The organism is Meiothermus sp. Pnk-1, from assembly GCF_003226535.1.
Taxonomy (GTDB): Bacteria; Deinococcota; Deinococci; order Deinococcales; family Thermaceae; genus Allomeiothermus.
In genome coordinates, this window is the sequence record NZ_QKOB01000001.1 from 393,756 (window position 1) to 409,450 (window position 15,695).

Below are 15,695 nucleotides of genomic sequence, written 5' to 3' on the forward strand. Positions count from 1 at the left end.
GCTTAAGTGCCAATGGTACGCTAGAAGCAATGGAAACCGTACCCGAAGGTGTTTCTCATCCTCCCGCGCCCTTAGTTACCCCCACCCAGGCGCGCCTGCAAACGCGGAACCTGGTCAAGCGCTACGGGCGACGCGAGGTGGTGCGGGGGGTCAGCCTAGAGCTCTCCCGTGGAGAGATCGTGGCGCTTTTTGGCCCCAACGGAGCAGGCAAAACTACCACCTTCTACATGATGGTAGGGTTTATCCGGCCTAATGGGGGGAGCATCTTGCTCAAGGATCAGGACGTGACCCGGTTGCCCATGTACCGCCGGGCCCGGCTGGGGTTGGGCTATCTGCCTCAAGAACCCTCGGCGTTCCGTCGCATGACGGCCCTGGAGAACTTGCTGGCGGTGCTCGAGTTCCAACCCATCTCCAAATCCGAGCGGGGCGAGCGAGCCCGTGAACTCCTGGCGGAGCTGGGCATCCTCCACCTCAAAGACAAGTACGCCTACACCCTCTCGGGTGGGGAGCGCCGTCGGCTGGAGATCGCCCGGGCGCTGTGCACCAACCCCGACTTCATCCTGCTGGATGAGCCCTTCACCGGGGTAGACCCCAAGAACGTGCACGACATCCAGCGGCTCATCGAGGAGCTACGCTCGAGGCGAGGGGTGGGCATTTTCATCACCGACCACTCGGTGCGGGAAACCCTAGCCATCGCCGATCGGGTATATCTGATGTACGACGGCCAGGTACAGTTTGAGGGCAGCGCCCAGGAGTTTGCCCGCGACTCCGGGGTGCGCACCCACTACTTGGGGGATGAGTACGAGCTTTGAAAGTTGCGCTTATGACCTTCTGGCTCATCCTTGCCCTGCTTGTGGCGGTCTCCGCCTTGGTGGCCTATACGGGCGATCTCGTGGCGAAACGGGTGGGCAAGCGCCACTGGCGATTTTTTGGGCTGCGCCCCAGGACCACCGCGACCTTGGTAGCGATGCTGACCGGGGTCTTGATCGCCTTGGGAGCTTTTGCTGCTTTCATGCTGTTGGTAAGGGATGCCCGGGAGACCATCCTGCAAGCCGAGCAGGTGCGTTATGAGCGCAACCGCTTGCGCGAGGAAGTGAAACGCCTAGGGGGGCAGCTGGAGGAACTGCACGCGCAGATATCTACCCTTAAAAATGAGGTGCTGCGGGTGGATATGGCCCGGCAGGAATTAGCCCGGGACCGCGCCCGGCTAGAGGAGACCCTAACCCGAGCAGAAAACCGTCTGCAATCGGCTAACCGCGAGTTGGTCGAGGCCCGGCAGAGCGTCGAGGCGGCGCAGGCTGAGCGGGACCGTCTGAAAAGCGAGATCGCGCAGCTCAGAGACAACCTCAGCACCCAGAAGGCGGCCCTCGACCAGGCGGTCCGGGCGGTGCAGATCCTGGCCGAACAGCGCACCCGGCTCGAGGCCACCCAAAAAGCTCTCCAGGCCCAGGCCAAGGCCTCGCGAACCAAGTTGGCTGCGCTTGAGCAGGTTCGCAAAAGCGCTGAGGCCAAGCTTGTGGCTTTGCAAGAGCGTACCCGCTGGCTCGATCAGGAGAAGCGGCGGCTGGAAGGGGATGTGGCCTTTTTAGCCAGCCAAACCAAGGACCGGAAAAACCTGGACGCCGCCCGCAATCAGCTCGCCGAGCAACTCGAGGCTGCCCGTCAAGAGGAGATGAACCTGCGCTCCCGCGTGGCGGAGTTGCAGCAGATCGTCAAAGGCCTCGAGGAGAGCCGCTCCCGCTTGCAAAGCGGTCTCAGCAACTTGGTGGGGGAGATCCTGCTGGCCGAGCAGCAGCTGGTGCCGGGGCAGGAGAAGCAAGCCCTGGAGGAGGCCGTGCGGCGGGCTGATCTGCGGGCCCGTCGGCTAGGGTTGCGAGGGGTGCTGGTGGTAGAGAACCCGGTATTTGGTGATCCCGCCCGCCAGGGATTGCTCTTGGTCCGGCCGGCGGGGGTGAGCGCTGATGGGAAGGTGTTGGCGCGGGTAGAGTTCCGGGCCAGAGAGCGGCTTTTTGCGCCCGGGGAGGTGCTGTCGGTCAGCGCGCTTAGCCTCCCGGCCAACTCAGCGGACATTCGTCGCCGCCTCGAACGGCTGAAGCGCGAAGCCGAGGATAAGCTGGCGCAGGCGGGCTGGGTTCCCGAGAAGCTGGCCCAAGGTAGCATTCCCCCGGAGGCCTTGTTGAGCTTTATGGATCAGCTCGCCCCCCTGCGTGGGGTGGTGCGGGTAGGGGTGGTGGCGATCAATACCCTCTACTCCACTGAGACCCCAGAGATCGCTTTCCAGCTCCTTCCTTAGAGCTGCTCTAGGGCCAGTCGGCAGGCGGCCAGGTCCCACAGGGCGTGGCCCACGCTTTTGAATACCACCGGGCCTGCGGAGGGCGGAGCCTCCTCCAGCACGTCGCTGAGGGACCGTACTTGGCTCCAGTCTATCCCGGCTTGGATCAGGTCTCCGGCCTCGCTGCGAGCTCCCTCGAGCGTGTCCACGAAGAGGCGGGCCCGCCGAACCAGCGAAGCGGGCAACTCGGCCATGTCAGGCCGGTAAGCTCCTACTGCGGCTACGAAAGCCTCCTCCTGCACCTCGTCCGGGAGCACCGGGGTAGGGCTGGTGGTGGCGGTGACGATCAGGCTCACCTGCTCTACCACCCCCAGGGGATTTTCGATCGTTCGAGCCGTGATGCCTAAGCTCTGGGCGTATTCGGCTAGGGCTCGTGAACGTTCGGGGGTACGCGAATAGACATACACTTCGTTCACCCCCAGCCCTTGATGAAAGGCTTCCAGGTGCGACCGGGCCTGGACCCCTGCGCCTACGATCAACAAAGGGCCTCGAGGGTTAGGGGCCAGCTTGTGCGCAGCCAACAACGAGACCGCCGCGGTGCGCCTGGCGGTGACCACCGAGCCCTCCAGCAGCGCCACCCGTTCGCCGGAGGGGGTGCGTATCACCCAGACCTCGGCCCGCACGCTGGGGGTTTGGCCAGGGTGGACGGTGACCAGCTTGGTCACGGTCACCTGGGAATCGGTGGCGGGCATCAAAAGGAGGGTGCCCCCGCCGGCCAGCGGCATGACCAGCCGTCCGGGAGCTTGCACCAACCCGGCCCTCTGGTCGCCCAGGACCGCTTCGATGGCCCGAGCCAGGGGCAGGTAAGGGAGGAGTTGAGTGGTCTCGCTGGCTGTGAATACCCTCATGTCCCCATCGTAGCTCGGGGGCTCAGGTATGATGGCCCTATGACCCTCAAGGGCCAAGGCAGCGGTCCGTTGCCGCCGTTGCTCCAGCAGTATGTTGAGCTGCGAGACGCCTACCCAGACTACCTCTTGCTGTTTCAGGTCGGTGACTTTTATGAGGCCTTCGGCGAGGACGCCGAGCGGCTTTCCCGTGCCTTAGGCATCGCCCTTACCCACAAGACCAGCAAGGACTTCACCACCCCTATGGCGGGCATCCCCATCCGCTCCGCCGACGGCCACCTCGAGCGCTTGCTCAAGCTGGGATTTCGGGTCGCGCTGGCTGAGCAGACCGAGCCGGTAGAAGCCGCCGAGGGGTTGGTCAAGCGCGAGGTCACTCAGCTCCTTACCCCCGGCACCCTCACCCGGGAAAACCTGCTCCGCCCCGACGCCAACTACCTGGCCGCCATCGCCACCGGAGAGGGGTACGGGGTGGTGTTTTTAGAGGTATCCACGGGCGAGTTTCGCGGGGTGGTGCTCTATAGCAAGAGCGCCCTGTACGATGAACTTTTCCGCAACCGCCCCGCCGAGGTGTTGCTGGCCCCGGAGCTCTACACCCACACCGCGTTTCGTGAGGAGTTCCAGCGCCGCTTCCCCCTGATGCTCTCCTCGGCGGGATTCGAGCCGGACGTGGCGCGTTCCGCTTTGGTACAGCAGTTTGGGGCCATCCCCCCTGGGCTTAACCACCTGGCCCTGGAGCGCGCGGCTGGGGCGGTGCTGGCCTATGCCCGCGCCACCCAGGATGGAGCCTTGCCCCAGGTGCGCTCGTTCGTGCGCTATGACCCCGGCAGCTATATGCAGCTCTCCGAGGCCACCTTGCGCACCCTCGAGGTCTATGATCCCAGCCCGGTCGGCTCGGCCGTGCCAGCCGAGGAGCGCACCCTGATGGGGGTGCTGGGCCTAACCCGTACCGCGCCGGGGCGCAGGCTTCTGCGGGCCTGGCTGCGCCAACCCCTCCTCGACGAAGGCCCCATCCAGGCCCGACTCGACGCGGTGGAGGCCCTGGTGCGCGACGGCGTGCTGCGCGAGGGGGTGCGGCGGCTGCTATACCGCATCCACGACCTCGAGCGCCTTGCGGCCAGGATGGCCGCAGGCCGCTCCAGCGCCCGCGATCTGGCCGCTCTGGCCCGTAGCCTGGGGCTTTTGCCCGAGCTAAAAAGCCAGCTGCTGGCCTCCGAGGCCCTGCGGGGGCTGGGAGAACGCCTGCCGCGGTTGGATGAGGTGGCGGAGCGCATCAGCACTGCCCTGGTCGAGGAGCCCCCGCTCAAGCTGACCGAGGGGGGGTTGATCAAGGACGGCTTCGATGCCACCCTGGATGCGCACCGGGAGCGGGCCGAGGCGGCTCGGGCTTGGATCGCCAGGCTCGAGGCTACCGAGCGTGAGCGCACTGGCATCCAAAGCCTCAAGGTGGGCTACAACCAGGTATTCGGCTACTACCTCGAGGTCACCCGCCCCTACTATGCTCAGGTGCCCCCGGATTGGCGCATCGTCGCCACCCTCAAGGACCGCCAGCGCTATACCCGGCCTGACCTGCGCGAAAAGGAGCGGGAGATCTTGCTGGCCGAGGAGGCCGCGCGCAAACGCGAATACGAGGTCTTCCAGGAACTTCGGCTGGAGGTGAGCCGTCAGGCGGAGGAGGTTCGCGAAGCCGCTTTGGTGTTGGCCGAACTGGATGTGTATGCGGCGCTGGCCGAGGTGGCGGCGTGCCGTGGCTATGTTCGGCCCCGCTTCCATCCCAACCGCCTTTCCATCCGCGCGGGGCGGCATCCGGTGGTGGAGCAGCAGTTGGAGGGGGGCTTTATCGCCAACGACCTTGAGATGGGTCCCGAGGCTCGGCTGCTGATCCTCACCGGCCCCAACATGAGCGGTAAGTCTACCTACCTGCGCCAGACCGCGCTCATTGCTCTCTTGGGCCAGATCGGCTCTTTTGTGCCGGCCGAGGAGGCCATCCTACCCCTATTCGACCGCATCTACACCCGCATCGGGGCTGCCGACGACATCGCCGGAGGACGCAGCACCTTCATGGTGGAGATGGAAGAGCTCGCCCAGATCCTCCAAGGGGCCACCGCCAGGAGCCTGGTGCTGCTCGATGAGATCGGGCGGGGCACCAGCACCTACGACGGGCTCAGCCTGGCCTGGGCGGCCAGCGAGTACCTGCACGACAACGTGAAGGCCCTGACCCTCTTCGCCACCCATTACTTTGAACTCACCGCCCTCCCCGATACCCTCCCCGCGGCCCGCAACTATCACGTGGCGGCGCGTGAGGAGGCCGGAGGGCTCACCTTCTACCACCAGGTGCTGCCGGGGGCGGCCTCCAAGAGCTATGGCCTCGAGGTGGCCCGCCTGGCCGGGTTGCCGGCCGAGGTTTTGAGGCGGGCTGGGCAACTCTTGGTGGGGCTCGAGGCCCGCCGCGACGACCTGGGCCAGGCCCTGGTCGAGGAATTGCTGGCCCTCGACCTCACCCGCCTCACCCCCCTGGAGGCTTTGCTCAAGCTCCAGCAACTGCGGGAGAGGCTGCGCCCGCTGGCGGTCTGGGAAGCCGCGGACTAAGGGCCACATGGACTGGGGGAGACTTCACGCAACTGAGCCCGAACGCCCGCCGATTCTGGCCCTGTGCTGCTGGGCCTTCTATGGGGCGTGCGTGCTCGCTCTGCCCTTGGTGTTTTGGCTCTCGCCCAAGGACTCGAAGCGGCCATGATTCGCAAGTTGCCCCCCGAACTCGTGCGCGAGATCGCCGCCGGTGAAGTGGTCACCGGGGTCGCCGACGTGGTACGGGAGCTGCTGGAGAACGCCTTGGACGCCGGGGCTACCCGGATCCAGGTCGAGCTCGAGGAGGGCGGCCTCTCCCGCATCGCCCTCCTTGACAACGGCGCGGGCATCCCCAAAGACGAGCTGTCCCTAGCCGTGGAAGCCCACGCCAGCAGCAAACTCTTCGACTTGGCCCGCATCGCCACCCTGGGTTTTCGTGGCGAGGGGCTGTATGCGATTCGCCAGGCCGGTCGGCTCAAGATTACCTCCAGACCCTCGGGTCAACTCGGTGGGGCGACCCTGGAGGCGTTTGGCGAGCAGCTTTCCCTTTGCGAACACCCCGCCCCGGCGGGAACGCGGGTGGAGGTGAGGGGCCTATTCGAACACCTTCCGGCGCGGCGGCAAAGCCTCGAGGCCCCTGCTCAGGAGGCCCGCAAGGTAACTCATCTTCTCTCCCGCTACCTGCTTCACCATCCCGGGCTTTGGCTCAAGCTCATCGTGGACGGAGAAGAGAGGCTTGCCTATGCGGGCGGGGGCTTTGCCGAGGCGGCCCGGCTGGTGTGGGGCAGCGTGACCGCCAACCGCTTGCTCCGCCTGGAGTTCACCCAGCCCCCCTACCAGCTCTCGGGGCTGCTCTCTCGCCCCGAGCTCTCGCGCCCCCGGCGGGACCGGCTCTTCCTGGCCATCAATGGACGGCCCGTAGAGTGGCCGGAGGCGCTTGCCAGAGCCCTTCTGGAGGCGTACCGCGAACTCCTTCCGGCGGGGCAGTACCCGGTGGGCGTCGTGAACCTGGAGCTTCCGCCCGAGGAGGTGCTGGTTAACACCGCCCCGGACAAGTCCCGCCCCCGGCTGTTGCGCCCGGAGCCGGTGCTCGAGGTTATGGCTCGAGCCGTACAGGGCTTGCTGGCGTCCCACCCGCTAGCCCGGGCCCTCCCCGAGCCCCGCCCCCTCCTGGGCCCGGCCCCGGCTTCGGGCGCTTTCCCGAAGCTTCGCTACCTAGGGGTCTTTCGCGAGCTGTATCTCTTGGCCGAGGCCGACGACCGGCTATATGTGGTGGACCAGCACGCCGCCCACGAGCGGGTGATCTACGAGGAGCTCTCGCAGCGCTACCGCGAGGAGGCCCCCGTCGAACTCGCCCACCCCGAGCTGCTCACCTTGAGCCCGGACGAGGAGGTGAGCTACCTCGAGCGCTCGAGCGAGCTCGAGCGGGCGGGACTGATCCTCGAGCCCTTCGGCCCTGGGCGTTATCGGGTGCGCGCCGTTCCGGCCTTTCTGGCGGGCTATCCCGGCCTGGTGGCTGAGGTGGTCAGAGGGGCTCTGGGGGGCGGCGGGTTCGGCGAAGCTTGGCGCGCTGTGCTGGCCCGGCTGGCCTGCTTGCCCGCGATCAAGGCCGGGCACTCCCTCTCCCAGGCCTCAGCCCAGGCCCTTCTGGACAGCCTGGCCGCTTGTGAGCTGCCTTGGGTCTGCCCTCATGGACGGCCTACCGCCCTGGTCCTGAGCGAGCTCGAGCTGGCCCGGCGCTTTGGGCGGCGGAGTGCTCGGGCGCTAGCCCGGCTAGGCGATCCCGCCCACAGGGGCGATTAGGGGGGCGCTTAAATGCTAGGCTTGGAGGAATGAGCTACGATACCCTAGCCCGACTCCTCATCACCTGCCCCGACCGCCCCGGCATTGTGGCGGCGGTGTCGGCCTTCCTCTTCAACCACGGGGCCAACATCACCGATCTGCAGCAGCACTCTACCGACCCCGAGGGAGGCACGTTCTTTATGCGCCTCGAATTCCAGACCCCCCACCTTGACGTCTCGCGCGGGGTGCTCGAGCGGGCTTTTGCCGAGACCGTGGCCGAGCGCTTTGCGATGGCGTGGCGATTCGCCTACGCCGCCGAGCGCAAGAAGATGGCCCTTTTGGTCTCCAAGTACGATCATGCCCTGCTGGAGGTGCTGTGGCGCTGGAGCCGGGGCGAGCTGCCCGCTGAGGTCAGCATGGTCATCTCCAACCATCCTGACCTCAGGCCGGCGGTGGAAGCCTTTGGCCTGCCCTACCATTACGTTCCCGTGAGCAAGGAGGACAAGGCGCAGGCGGAGGCGAGAATTCTGGACCTGCTCGAGGGCCAGGCCGATCTGATAGTGCTGGCCCGCTACATGCAGATCCTCTCTCCTGGCTTCGTCGCCCGCTACCCCAACCGGATCATCAACATCCACCACTCCTTTCTTCCGGCCTTCGTGGGGGCTTCTCCCTACCGTCAGGCCTACGAGCGGGGGGTCAAACTCATCGGGGCTACCGCCCACTACGTGACCGACGAACTGGATCAGGGGCCGATTATCGAACAGGATGTGGTGCGGGTTTCACACCGCCACTCGGTCGAGGATTTGGTGGCCTTAGGGAGGGACCTCGAGCGCCAGGTTCTGGCCCGCGCGGTGCGCTGGCACCTGGAAGAGCGCATCATCGTTCACGGGAACAAAACGGTGGTCTTCAGCTAAGGGCCTTCATGAGAACTCCACAGACCGGCCCTAAGCTTTTGTTAGCCCCTTCATGCGGGGTTAACTCCAAACTCTCAGACTGAAGGCTAGGAGGTTAGAGATGTCGCTAAAAGCATCCTCGGTAGCTGTGATCGCGGTAGCCGCCCTTTCGGGCGGGGTGCTGTGGTGGGGGATCAGCAGCAGCCAGACCGAGACCCCTCAGGTTCAGGCGCAGACCCAGACAGCCCAGGACCAACGCGCCCTGCTCGAGAACGAGCGCAACACCGTGGATTTGGTGCAGCGTTTTGGGGACGGGGTGGTGTATGTGGCGGTGCGCTCGGTTCCGCAGACCCAAGCGCAACGCTCTCCCTTTCCCGGCTTTGACTTTTTCTTCGGTCAGCCTCAACCGCGGGAGGGTCTGGGTTCGGGTTTCGTCATCGACAAGGAAGGGTATATCCTCACGAACTTCCATGTCGTTCAAGGCAGCAACACCCAGATCACGGTTCGCTTCCACAACGACCCCAAGCAGTACAAGGCCACCGTGGTCGGTACCGCTGAACCGCTGGATTTGGCCCTGATCCGGGTGCAGGGCGTGCCGCCGCAACGCCTGGTCCCGCTCGTCCTGGGCAACTCCGATCAGGTACGCGTAGGACAAAAGGCCATCGCCATGGGCAACCCTTTCGGCCTAGAGTTCACCGTGACCGAAGGGGTGGTATCGGCGGTACGGCAGAACCGCGGTGCGGTGGCCGGGGCGGTAGGCGACTCCTCGGGCTTGGTGCCCACCATCATCCAGACCGACGCCGCCATCAACCCTGGCAACTCAGGGGGGCCGCTGCTCAACTCGAGGGGTGAGGTCATCGGGATCAACACCGCCATCCTGAGCCCTTCCGGGGCGGTTACCGGCGAGGGGCAGTTCGCCGGGGTTGGTTTCGCTATCCCCATCAACTTGGCCAAGCAGTACCTCCCTGATCTGAAGGCGGGGAAAAAGCTTACCGCTGCCGAGATCTCCCGTCGCCAGCCGCGCCTGGGGGTCACGGTGGCCACGCTGAGCGACTACCCCGACAGCATCATCCAGCGTAACCGCCTGCCGGAGCAGGGCTTGATGGTCATGAGCGTAGAGCCGAACAGCCCAGCCGCCAAGGCCGGCCTGCGGGCGGCGACCCGCAGCGTCACCTTGCAGTTGCAAACCGGGGAGACCATAGACCTAGGCATCAACGGGGACGTGATCATCGAAGCTGACGGCCAGCCGATCCAGGACATCTTTGACCTGCGGGCGGTGCTCAACTCCAAGCTTGGTCAGCCGGTGACCCTGAAGCTCTGGCGGGAGGGCAAGGAGATCACCCTTCAAGTCACCCCTCAGGTCCAACAGCGTTGAGGCGGATGGTGGTCGAAGGGCAGCCCTTGGGCTGCCCTTCTCGCTTCTCTACCGGTAGGGGATGACCCACCGCGTTATGGGCTTAGATGTCCCAGTAATCGTCCGGGTAGGCTAGGCCGACAGCCTGCGCAAAGGCTTGCAGCCCCAGGCGGTCGGGGGCCTCGAGCTGGTAGCGGAAATTCCACAAATAGTGCTGCATCAAAGGCTGGGGAACGCCGAGCCGTCGGGCCTCGGCCTGCGAAACGGTCTCCAGATTACCCAGCCCCTTCTGCCGGGCGGCCCGCAGCTTGCGCACCACCGCCGGGGGCGGGGGTTCATCCTTGCGGGTGGCCCAGACGGCGAATACGAAGGGCAACCGGGTACGCTGGTACCACTTCATGGAAAGGTCCGTGACCTGCACCCCACCCACCTGCCAGGGAACTCGGTGTACTGACTCGGGCAGGGCAGGAAGTAGTCCGGCGTAAGTTTGAATCGCCCGGTCCCCGATCAGGAGCACCCCGTCGTAGTCGTCTAGAAGCTCGAGCCCCCCCGCTTGTGGGGTGTACTCGGGGCGTATTCCTTCTGCCTCGAGCAGCCATCGCAGCAGCTCCACCGAGGTCGCGCTCTCGGTGGTCAGCGCGATCCGCTTGAGCTGGCCCCAGGGAACCTTGTGGAACAGATTCACCGAGTACACCGGCCCCAGGTCGGCGATGGAGAAATCCGGCAAGGGTTTGAGCCGGTGGGCGTTGGCCAGATAGAAGTACGACGAGACCAAGGAGAGGTCAACGCTGCCCTCGAGCAGCCATTGGTTCAGCTCGGTGGGCACGCCGTAGCGAAACCGCAGCCCTTCCCCCTCCTGCAAGAAGTGGTACAGCGGGGCGGTGTTGGCGTAGCGGGGGACCCCCAGGACGTAATTCATCTTACACCCCCTTTTCTTTCCAGGGAGGACATTTAACCCCGGCTGGAGGGCCGCGAGAGCATCGCCCGTTGATGGGACATGAGCGGAGCGGGTGGGGCCCAGACCTTGACCACGTTGTAGACCGCGTCGCGCTCGATAGGGGTACGGCCCGCCGCCTGGATGAAAGCCGCTAGCGCCTCTTTGGTGAGGCCCTGCGGGGTCGGGCTTCCCGCCGCGTGGACGATGCGCTCTTCGATCAGGGTGCCGTCCACGTCGGTCACGCCCCAGTCTAGCGAGACTTGGCTCACCTCGGGGGTCAGGGTGGCCCAGTAGCCCTTGATGTGGGGGATGTTGTCGAGGTAGACGCGGGCCACGGCCAGGTTGCGCAGGTCGTCGAGGCCGGTGGTGAACTCGTGTTTGCCGAGCTGATCCGCGAGGCGGTTGCCGTCGGGCTGAAAAGCCAGCGGGATAAAGCTCATGAAGCCCTTAGCCCCTTTGGCCAGCGACTCATCCTGCAACTCGCGCAGGCGGGTCATGTGGTCGAGGCGCTCCTCCAGGGTCTCGATGTGCCCGTAGAGCATGGTGGCGTTGGTGGGGATACCCAGTTCGTGGGCGATGCGGTGTACCTCGAGCCAGCCTTCCGCCCTCACCTTGGCCCGGGCGATCTGCCGGCGTACCCGCTCGGCGAAGATCTCCGCCCCACCCCCCGGCATCGCATCCAGCCCCGCCTCTTTGAGCGCGGTGAGCACCTCCCGGTAACCCATCTTGGCGATTTTGCTGAAGTGGTGGATCTCCGCGGCGGTCCAGGCTTTGACCTGAACGCCGGGGAAGTTCTTCTTGAGCGCCGCGACCAGCTCCAGGTAATAGCTAAAGGGCTTCTTGGGGTGGTGGCCGGAGGAGATATGGATCTCGGTGAGGCCGGGCTGGTACTTGCTCCGCACCCACTCGATGGCCTCGTCCACCTCCCAGTCCCAGGCCCCTTCCTCACCGAAGCGGCGCTGGAAGGCGCAGAAGGTGCAGCCCACGTAACAGATGTTGGTCTGCGAAAAGCGCAAGGAGTGCACGAAGTAGGTGTCCTGGCCGTGTTTACGCTCGCGCACCAGGTTCGCCAGGCGCATCAGGCTAGGGATATCCGGGGTGCGGTAGAGCACCATGCCCTCGTCGAAGGAGAGCCGCTCTCCGGCCTCGACCTTTTCTACGATGGGCAGCAGGGCGGGATCGCGAACCCATTTCATCAGCCCAATCCTAACACCTGCCTCATGTGAGGCTTGGAACTTGGGTTACAGGAACAACCGCAGGGGATCCTAAAGCGCTTGGGTACCGGTGCACATGCAAAAACTAAACGAAGGATCATCCTCTCCTAGCGGACATCTAGAGCGCCAATGGTAGTTTTATGGAATATAGGCCGGGGTGGGAAGGCCGGTTGAGGCCCGCTCGAGCAGCGTTGGCTCGAAGCGGACGGCCCTGGGCGTACCCCGGTAGCCGTGGATGCGCTCCATCAGCATCCGGGCCGCCTGGGCGCCCATCGCTTCCACCGGCTGGGTGAGGCTCGAGAGCCCCCGGGTGGCGGTCCAGGGCTGCCCGTCGAAGCCCAGCACCCGCACCTCCTGGCCGATGCGCAGGCTGTGGGCTTCGGCCTCCTCGAGCACCCCCAACGCGATCAGGTCCGCCCCGGCGAAGATGTTGTAAGGTGGCTCGGCCTGGGCCATGAAGTGCTGCAAGGCCAACCGGCCTCCCTCGGCGGAAAAGCGCGTCTTGAACACCTGCTCACGCCTCAAGGGCCGCCCGGCCTCGGCGGCGGCGGCGCAAAACCCCTCGAGCCGCTCGGCGAATACCGTCTGGGAGAGGGCCAGGTCGATCTCCTCCTCGACCTTGATGGCGTAAAGCCCTCCGGGGAAGCGCGCCAGGTACTCCGCTGCCAGGCGACCCCCCAGCCGGTTGTCCATATACACCGAGTCATAGCGAGGGCTTTTGGCGTCCACCAGCACCACCGGACGGTCGGTGGGGAGCTGGCCGCCCGGATACAACTCCGAGAGGTCGAACGAGGCCATGATCAGCCCGTCGGTCTGATAGGCCAGGGTGTGGCTTTTGAGGTAGCGCTCGAGCCGGCTTTGCGAGAGCAGCGGGAAAACCGCCACGTCGTAGCGCTCCTCCAAAAGCACCCCCTCGATGCCTTCCAAAAGCCGGGTGTAGAACTCGGTGGCCACGAAGGGCAGCATGATCGAGACCGTATAGCTCTTGCCCCCCGCTACCCGCCGGGCGTGGGGGTTGGGGCTATAGCCCAGGTTTTCCATCGCCGCCAGCACCCTCGAGCGGGTCTCTTCCCGCACCGAGGGATGGTTGTTAAGCACCCGGCTCACCGTGCCGATGCCCACTTCGGCCATACGGGCCACCTCGTGAATGGTGGGCTTGCGTTTACGTACCACCTTGACCTCCGCCCTCTCACAGGGATATACGCTCAGCAGGACCCTCGGGTTGCACAACGCCTTGGACCTTCCAACGATTTTACCCTAGGCCGCAGCCTATTGGGGGCATGGTTTTTTGAGGCTAAAATCTTTATAGGGAGAAAGGCCTTGGACTGCTTGCTGGTGCTAGGGGCGTATCTAATTGGCTCGCTGGTGTTTGGAATCATCGCGGGGAGATTGCGCGGCATCGACCTGGCCGAGCGCGACACACCCGGGGCTTCAGGGACATTCCGCCAGTTGGGGCCTATCTGGGGATTTTCTGTTGCCCTGGCCGACATCGCCAAGGGGGTCGGGGCCGGCTACCTAACCCATTTCGCCTCCAGTCCCTGGACCCCAGGGCTGATGGGAGCAGCGCTAGTGGCAGGGCACCTCTGGCCGCTTTACTTTCGTTTTCGCGGCGGCGGCGGGATCGCCCCCACCGTGGGGTTTTTCCTGTGGCTTCACCCTGGCTTGACCGCGCTGGCCATCACCCTCGGGTTGGCGGTGGCGGGGATCTACTGGCGGCTTTACTGGCGCAAGCACCGCGGTAGCTGGTACCCGATTCCGGTAGGGGCAGGGGTGGGCTATGTCTTTGGTTTATTCGCCTTGTGGCCTCAGCCCAGCTTTTGGACCCTCTTGGCCATTAGCGTGTTGGTGGGGGTGCGGGGATTGCGCATGGCGCGCTCCGGATAGCGGGTACACTACTGTTTGTGCGGGTACTCTACGCGGAAAACCTCGAATACCACCTGGGTGGGCGTGACCTGCTAGATAAAGCCTCGCTCGAGCTTCGCCTGGGCGAACGGGTGGCTTTGGTGGGGGCCAACGGGGCAGGGAAGACCACCTTGCTCCGGCTCTTTGCGGGGGAACTCGAGCCCAGCGCGGGCCGTATTCACCGTGTTCAGGACGCCTATCTGGCGCTGCTTCCGCAAGACCCTCAGTATGGACCAGGGGTGACCATCGCCGCCGTGCTCAAATCTGGCTTCGCGCGGCTAGAGTGGCTCGAGAGAGAACTGGCCGCGCTCGAGCAGGGTTTGGCCGATCCGGAAACCTACCACCGCTGGGAGGAACTCCACGCCCGCTTCGAGGCCTTGGGAGGGTATACCCGCCGCTCGCGCTACGAAGCCGTGCTGAAGGGGTTGAACTTCGCCGGGCGAGAGAAAGAGGAGGCCAGGGTGTTGTCGGGCGGGGAAGCCCGCCGCCTGGCGTTGGGGGCGGTTTTGCTCTCTGGGGCCGATGCCCTGCTTTTGGACGAACCCACCAACCACCTTGACCTGGAGATGCGCGCGTGGCTGGCCGAGTACCTACGCGGCTACGGCGGGGCCTTGGTGCTGGTCTCCCACGATCGGCACTTCCTCGACAAGCTGGCCCAAAAAGTAGCGTTCCTCAAGGATGGCAAGCTGCGGCTTTACGAGGGCAACTACTCGGCCTTCCGGCAAAAGCGCCAGCTCGAGCGCGAGGAGGAGCAGCGCCGCTACCAAGCCTGGCTGGACGAGGAGAAAAGGCTCAAGGCCATCCTCGAGCAGGCCAAAGCCTGGGCGCACTCCTCCGAGAAGCACGCCGTGCGCAAGCTCGCGGTGGAGAAGCGCTACGAGAAGTTCCTCGAGACCCGGGCCGCGCCCCCCGAGCGCGACACCAAGGCCTTGGGGATGCGCTTTACTTCCCTGCCGAGCCCGGAGCGGGTGCTCGAGGCGCTCTGTCTGGAGAAAAGCCTCGCCGGGCGGAGGCTCTTCCGCCTGGAGAGCCTGGTGGTCCGCCGCCGCGAGCGCATCGCCTTGATCGGCCCTAACGGGGCGGGCAAGACCACCCTGCTCAAGGTGCTGCTGGGCCTACTCCCCTCGGATGACCCGGCGGGGCGGGTGCGTACCGGGGTGGGGGTCAAGGTCGGCTACTACGACCAGCAACTCTCCGGTTTCGACCCCAACCTCACCCTCTACGAAACCCTCTACCGGATGTTGGGGGAAGAGGCCCACGCTGCGCTGGGGGCCTGGCGCTTTCCCTTTGAAGCCCAGTACAAGAAAATCGCCCACCTCTCCGGCGGGGAGCGAGCCCGGCTGGCCTTGCTTTCACTCTCCTTGCAGGAGGCCAACCTGCTGGTGCTGGACGAGCCCACCAACCACCTCGACCTCGAGACCGTGGAAGCTTTGGAAGAAGCCCTGGGGCGTTACGAGGGAACCTTGATCCTGGTCTCGCACGATCTGTTTTTCCTCGACCGGCTGGTGGGCCGCACTTGGCATCTGCGGGAGGGGGTTTTCACCGACTACCCCGACACGCCCAGCGCTTTGCTGGCCCGCCTGGAGCGACCGGCGACCGAGCCCGCAAAGCCCAAGCCCCCTGAACCGGGCCGGGATAGTTCCAGAAAGGTCAAAGGGCGTTGGCACAAGGAGCGTGAACGCGAGGGGTTAGAGGCCGTGATCGCCGAACTCGAGGCCAGCCTCCAGGCCCTCCACCTGCGGGCCAACACGCCGGGGCTGGGGCATCGGGAGTACGCCGAGATCGCCCAAGAGCAAACCCGGCTCGAGTCCGAACTCGAGGCCCGATACGCCCGTTGGGAGGCGCTGAGCCTCGAGCTGGAAGAGGGCTAG

Annotated in this window: 12 protein-coding genes; 8 read left to right on the top strand and 4 right to left on the bottom strand. The window is 65.3% G+C overall.

The window, feature by feature from the left end; translation table 11 throughout:
• The first annotated feature begins 29 nt into the window (after positions 1–29).
• Together lptB and DNA98_RS02055 are read left to right on the top strand one after the other, a co-directional pair.
• Positions 30–812 carry an LPS export ABC transporter ATP-binding protein gene (gene lptB, locus DNA98_RS02050; RefSeq protein ID WP_233493008.1) on the top strand — a complete coding sequence of 261 codons (783 nt, stop codon included), beginning with the start codon at positions 30–32 and terminating at the stop codon, positions 810–812.
• A complete protein-coding gene (locus tag DNA98_RS02055; RefSeq protein WP_129865663.1) occupies positions 809–2,293 on the top strand; it encodes a DUF3084 domain-containing protein in 1,485 nt (494 codons plus the stop codon). The genes lptB and DNA98_RS02055 overlap by 4 nt, the downstream gene beginning before the upstream one ends.
• On the opposite strand, the gene DNA98_RS02060 is transcribed toward DNA98_RS02055, so the two are convergent.
• Positions 2,290–3,180 carry a delta(1)-pyrroline-2-carboxylate reductase family protein gene (locus DNA98_RS02060; protein ID WP_110525085.1) on the bottom strand — a complete coding sequence of 297 codons (891 nt, stop codon included), beginning with the start codon at positions 3,178–3,180 and terminating at the stop codon, positions 2,290–2,292. The genes DNA98_RS02055 and DNA98_RS02060 overlap by 4 nt on opposite strands.
• A gap of 39 nt (positions 3,181–3,219) precedes the next feature.
• Between DNA98_RS02060 and mutS the strand changes: the two genes are divergently transcribed.
• The 4 genes from mutS to DNA98_RS02080 all read left to right on the top strand — a co-directional run bounded on the left by mutS (position 3,220) and on the right by DNA98_RS02080 (position 9,792).
• The gene (gene mutS, locus DNA98_RS02065) at positions 3,220–5,763 is read left to right on the top strand and encodes a DNA mismatch repair protein MutS (RefSeq protein ID WP_110525087.1); all 2,544 of its coding nucleotides are present in this window, start codon (positions 3,220–3,222) and stop codon (positions 5,761–5,763) included.
• A gap of 144 nt (positions 5,764–5,907) precedes the next feature.
• Complete coding sequence (gene mutL / locus DNA98_RS02070; protein WP_110525090.1) at positions 5,908–7,545, top strand: DNA mismatch repair endonuclease MutL; 1,638 nt, start codon at positions 5,908–5,910, stop codon at positions 7,543–7,545.
• Positions 7,546–7,574: 29 nt separating this feature from the next.
• Positions 7,575–8,438 (top strand): formyltetrahydrofolate deformylase, encoded by an 864-nt coding sequence (gene purU, locus DNA98_RS02075; RefSeq protein WP_110525092.1) that lies wholly within the window; start codon positions 7,575–7,577, stop codon positions 8,436–8,438.
• A gap of 100 nt (positions 8,439–8,538) precedes the next feature.
• On the top strand, positions 8,539–9,792 hold the full coding sequence (locus DNA98_RS02080; RefSeq protein WP_110525094.1) for a S1C family serine protease: 1,254 nt from the start codon (positions 8,539–8,541) through the stop codon (positions 9,790–9,792).
• Between the two features lie 82 nt (positions 9,793–9,874).
• Here DNA98_RS02080 and DNA98_RS02085 read toward each other — a convergent pair whose 3' ends face one another.
• From DNA98_RS02085 to DNA98_RS02095, 3 genes are all read right to left on the bottom strand, one after another.
• Positions 9,875–10,690: a menaquinone biosynthetic enzyme MqnA/MqnD family protein gene (locus DNA98_RS02085; RefSeq protein WP_110525096.1), complete on the bottom strand. Its 816-nt coding sequence runs from the start codon at positions 10,688–10,690 to the stop codon at positions 9,875–9,877.
• Positions 10,691–10,722: 32 nt separating this feature from the next.
• The gene (gene mqnE, locus DNA98_RS02090; protein ID WP_110525098.1) at positions 10,723–11,904 is read right to left on the bottom strand and encodes an aminofutalosine synthase MqnE; all 1,182 of its coding nucleotides are present in this window, start codon (positions 11,902–11,904) and stop codon (positions 10,723–10,725) included.
• Positions 11,905–12,060: 156 nt separating this feature from the next.
• Positions 12,061–13,095, bottom strand: coding sequence for a LacI family DNA-binding transcriptional regulator (locus DNA98_RS02095; RefSeq protein WP_110525407.1), 1,035 nt, complete (start codon positions 13,093–13,095; stop codon positions 12,061–12,063).
• Positions 13,096–13,242: 147 nt separating this feature from the next.
• On the opposite strand from DNA98_RS02095, the gene DNA98_RS02100 reads away from it, so the two are divergent.
• Both DNA98_RS02100 and DNA98_RS02105 read left to right on the top strand, forming a co-directional pair.
• A complete protein-coding gene (locus DNA98_RS02100) occupies positions 13,243–13,806 on the top strand; it encodes a glycerol-3-phosphate acyltransferase (RefSeq protein WP_110525100.1) in 564 nt (187 codons plus the stop codon).
• Positions 13,807–13,823: 17 nt separating this feature from the next.
• Positions 13,824–15,695, top strand: coding sequence for an ABC-F family ATP-binding cassette domain-containing protein (locus tag DNA98_RS02105; protein ID WP_110525102.1), 1,872 nt, complete (start codon positions 13,824–13,826; stop codon positions 15,693–15,695).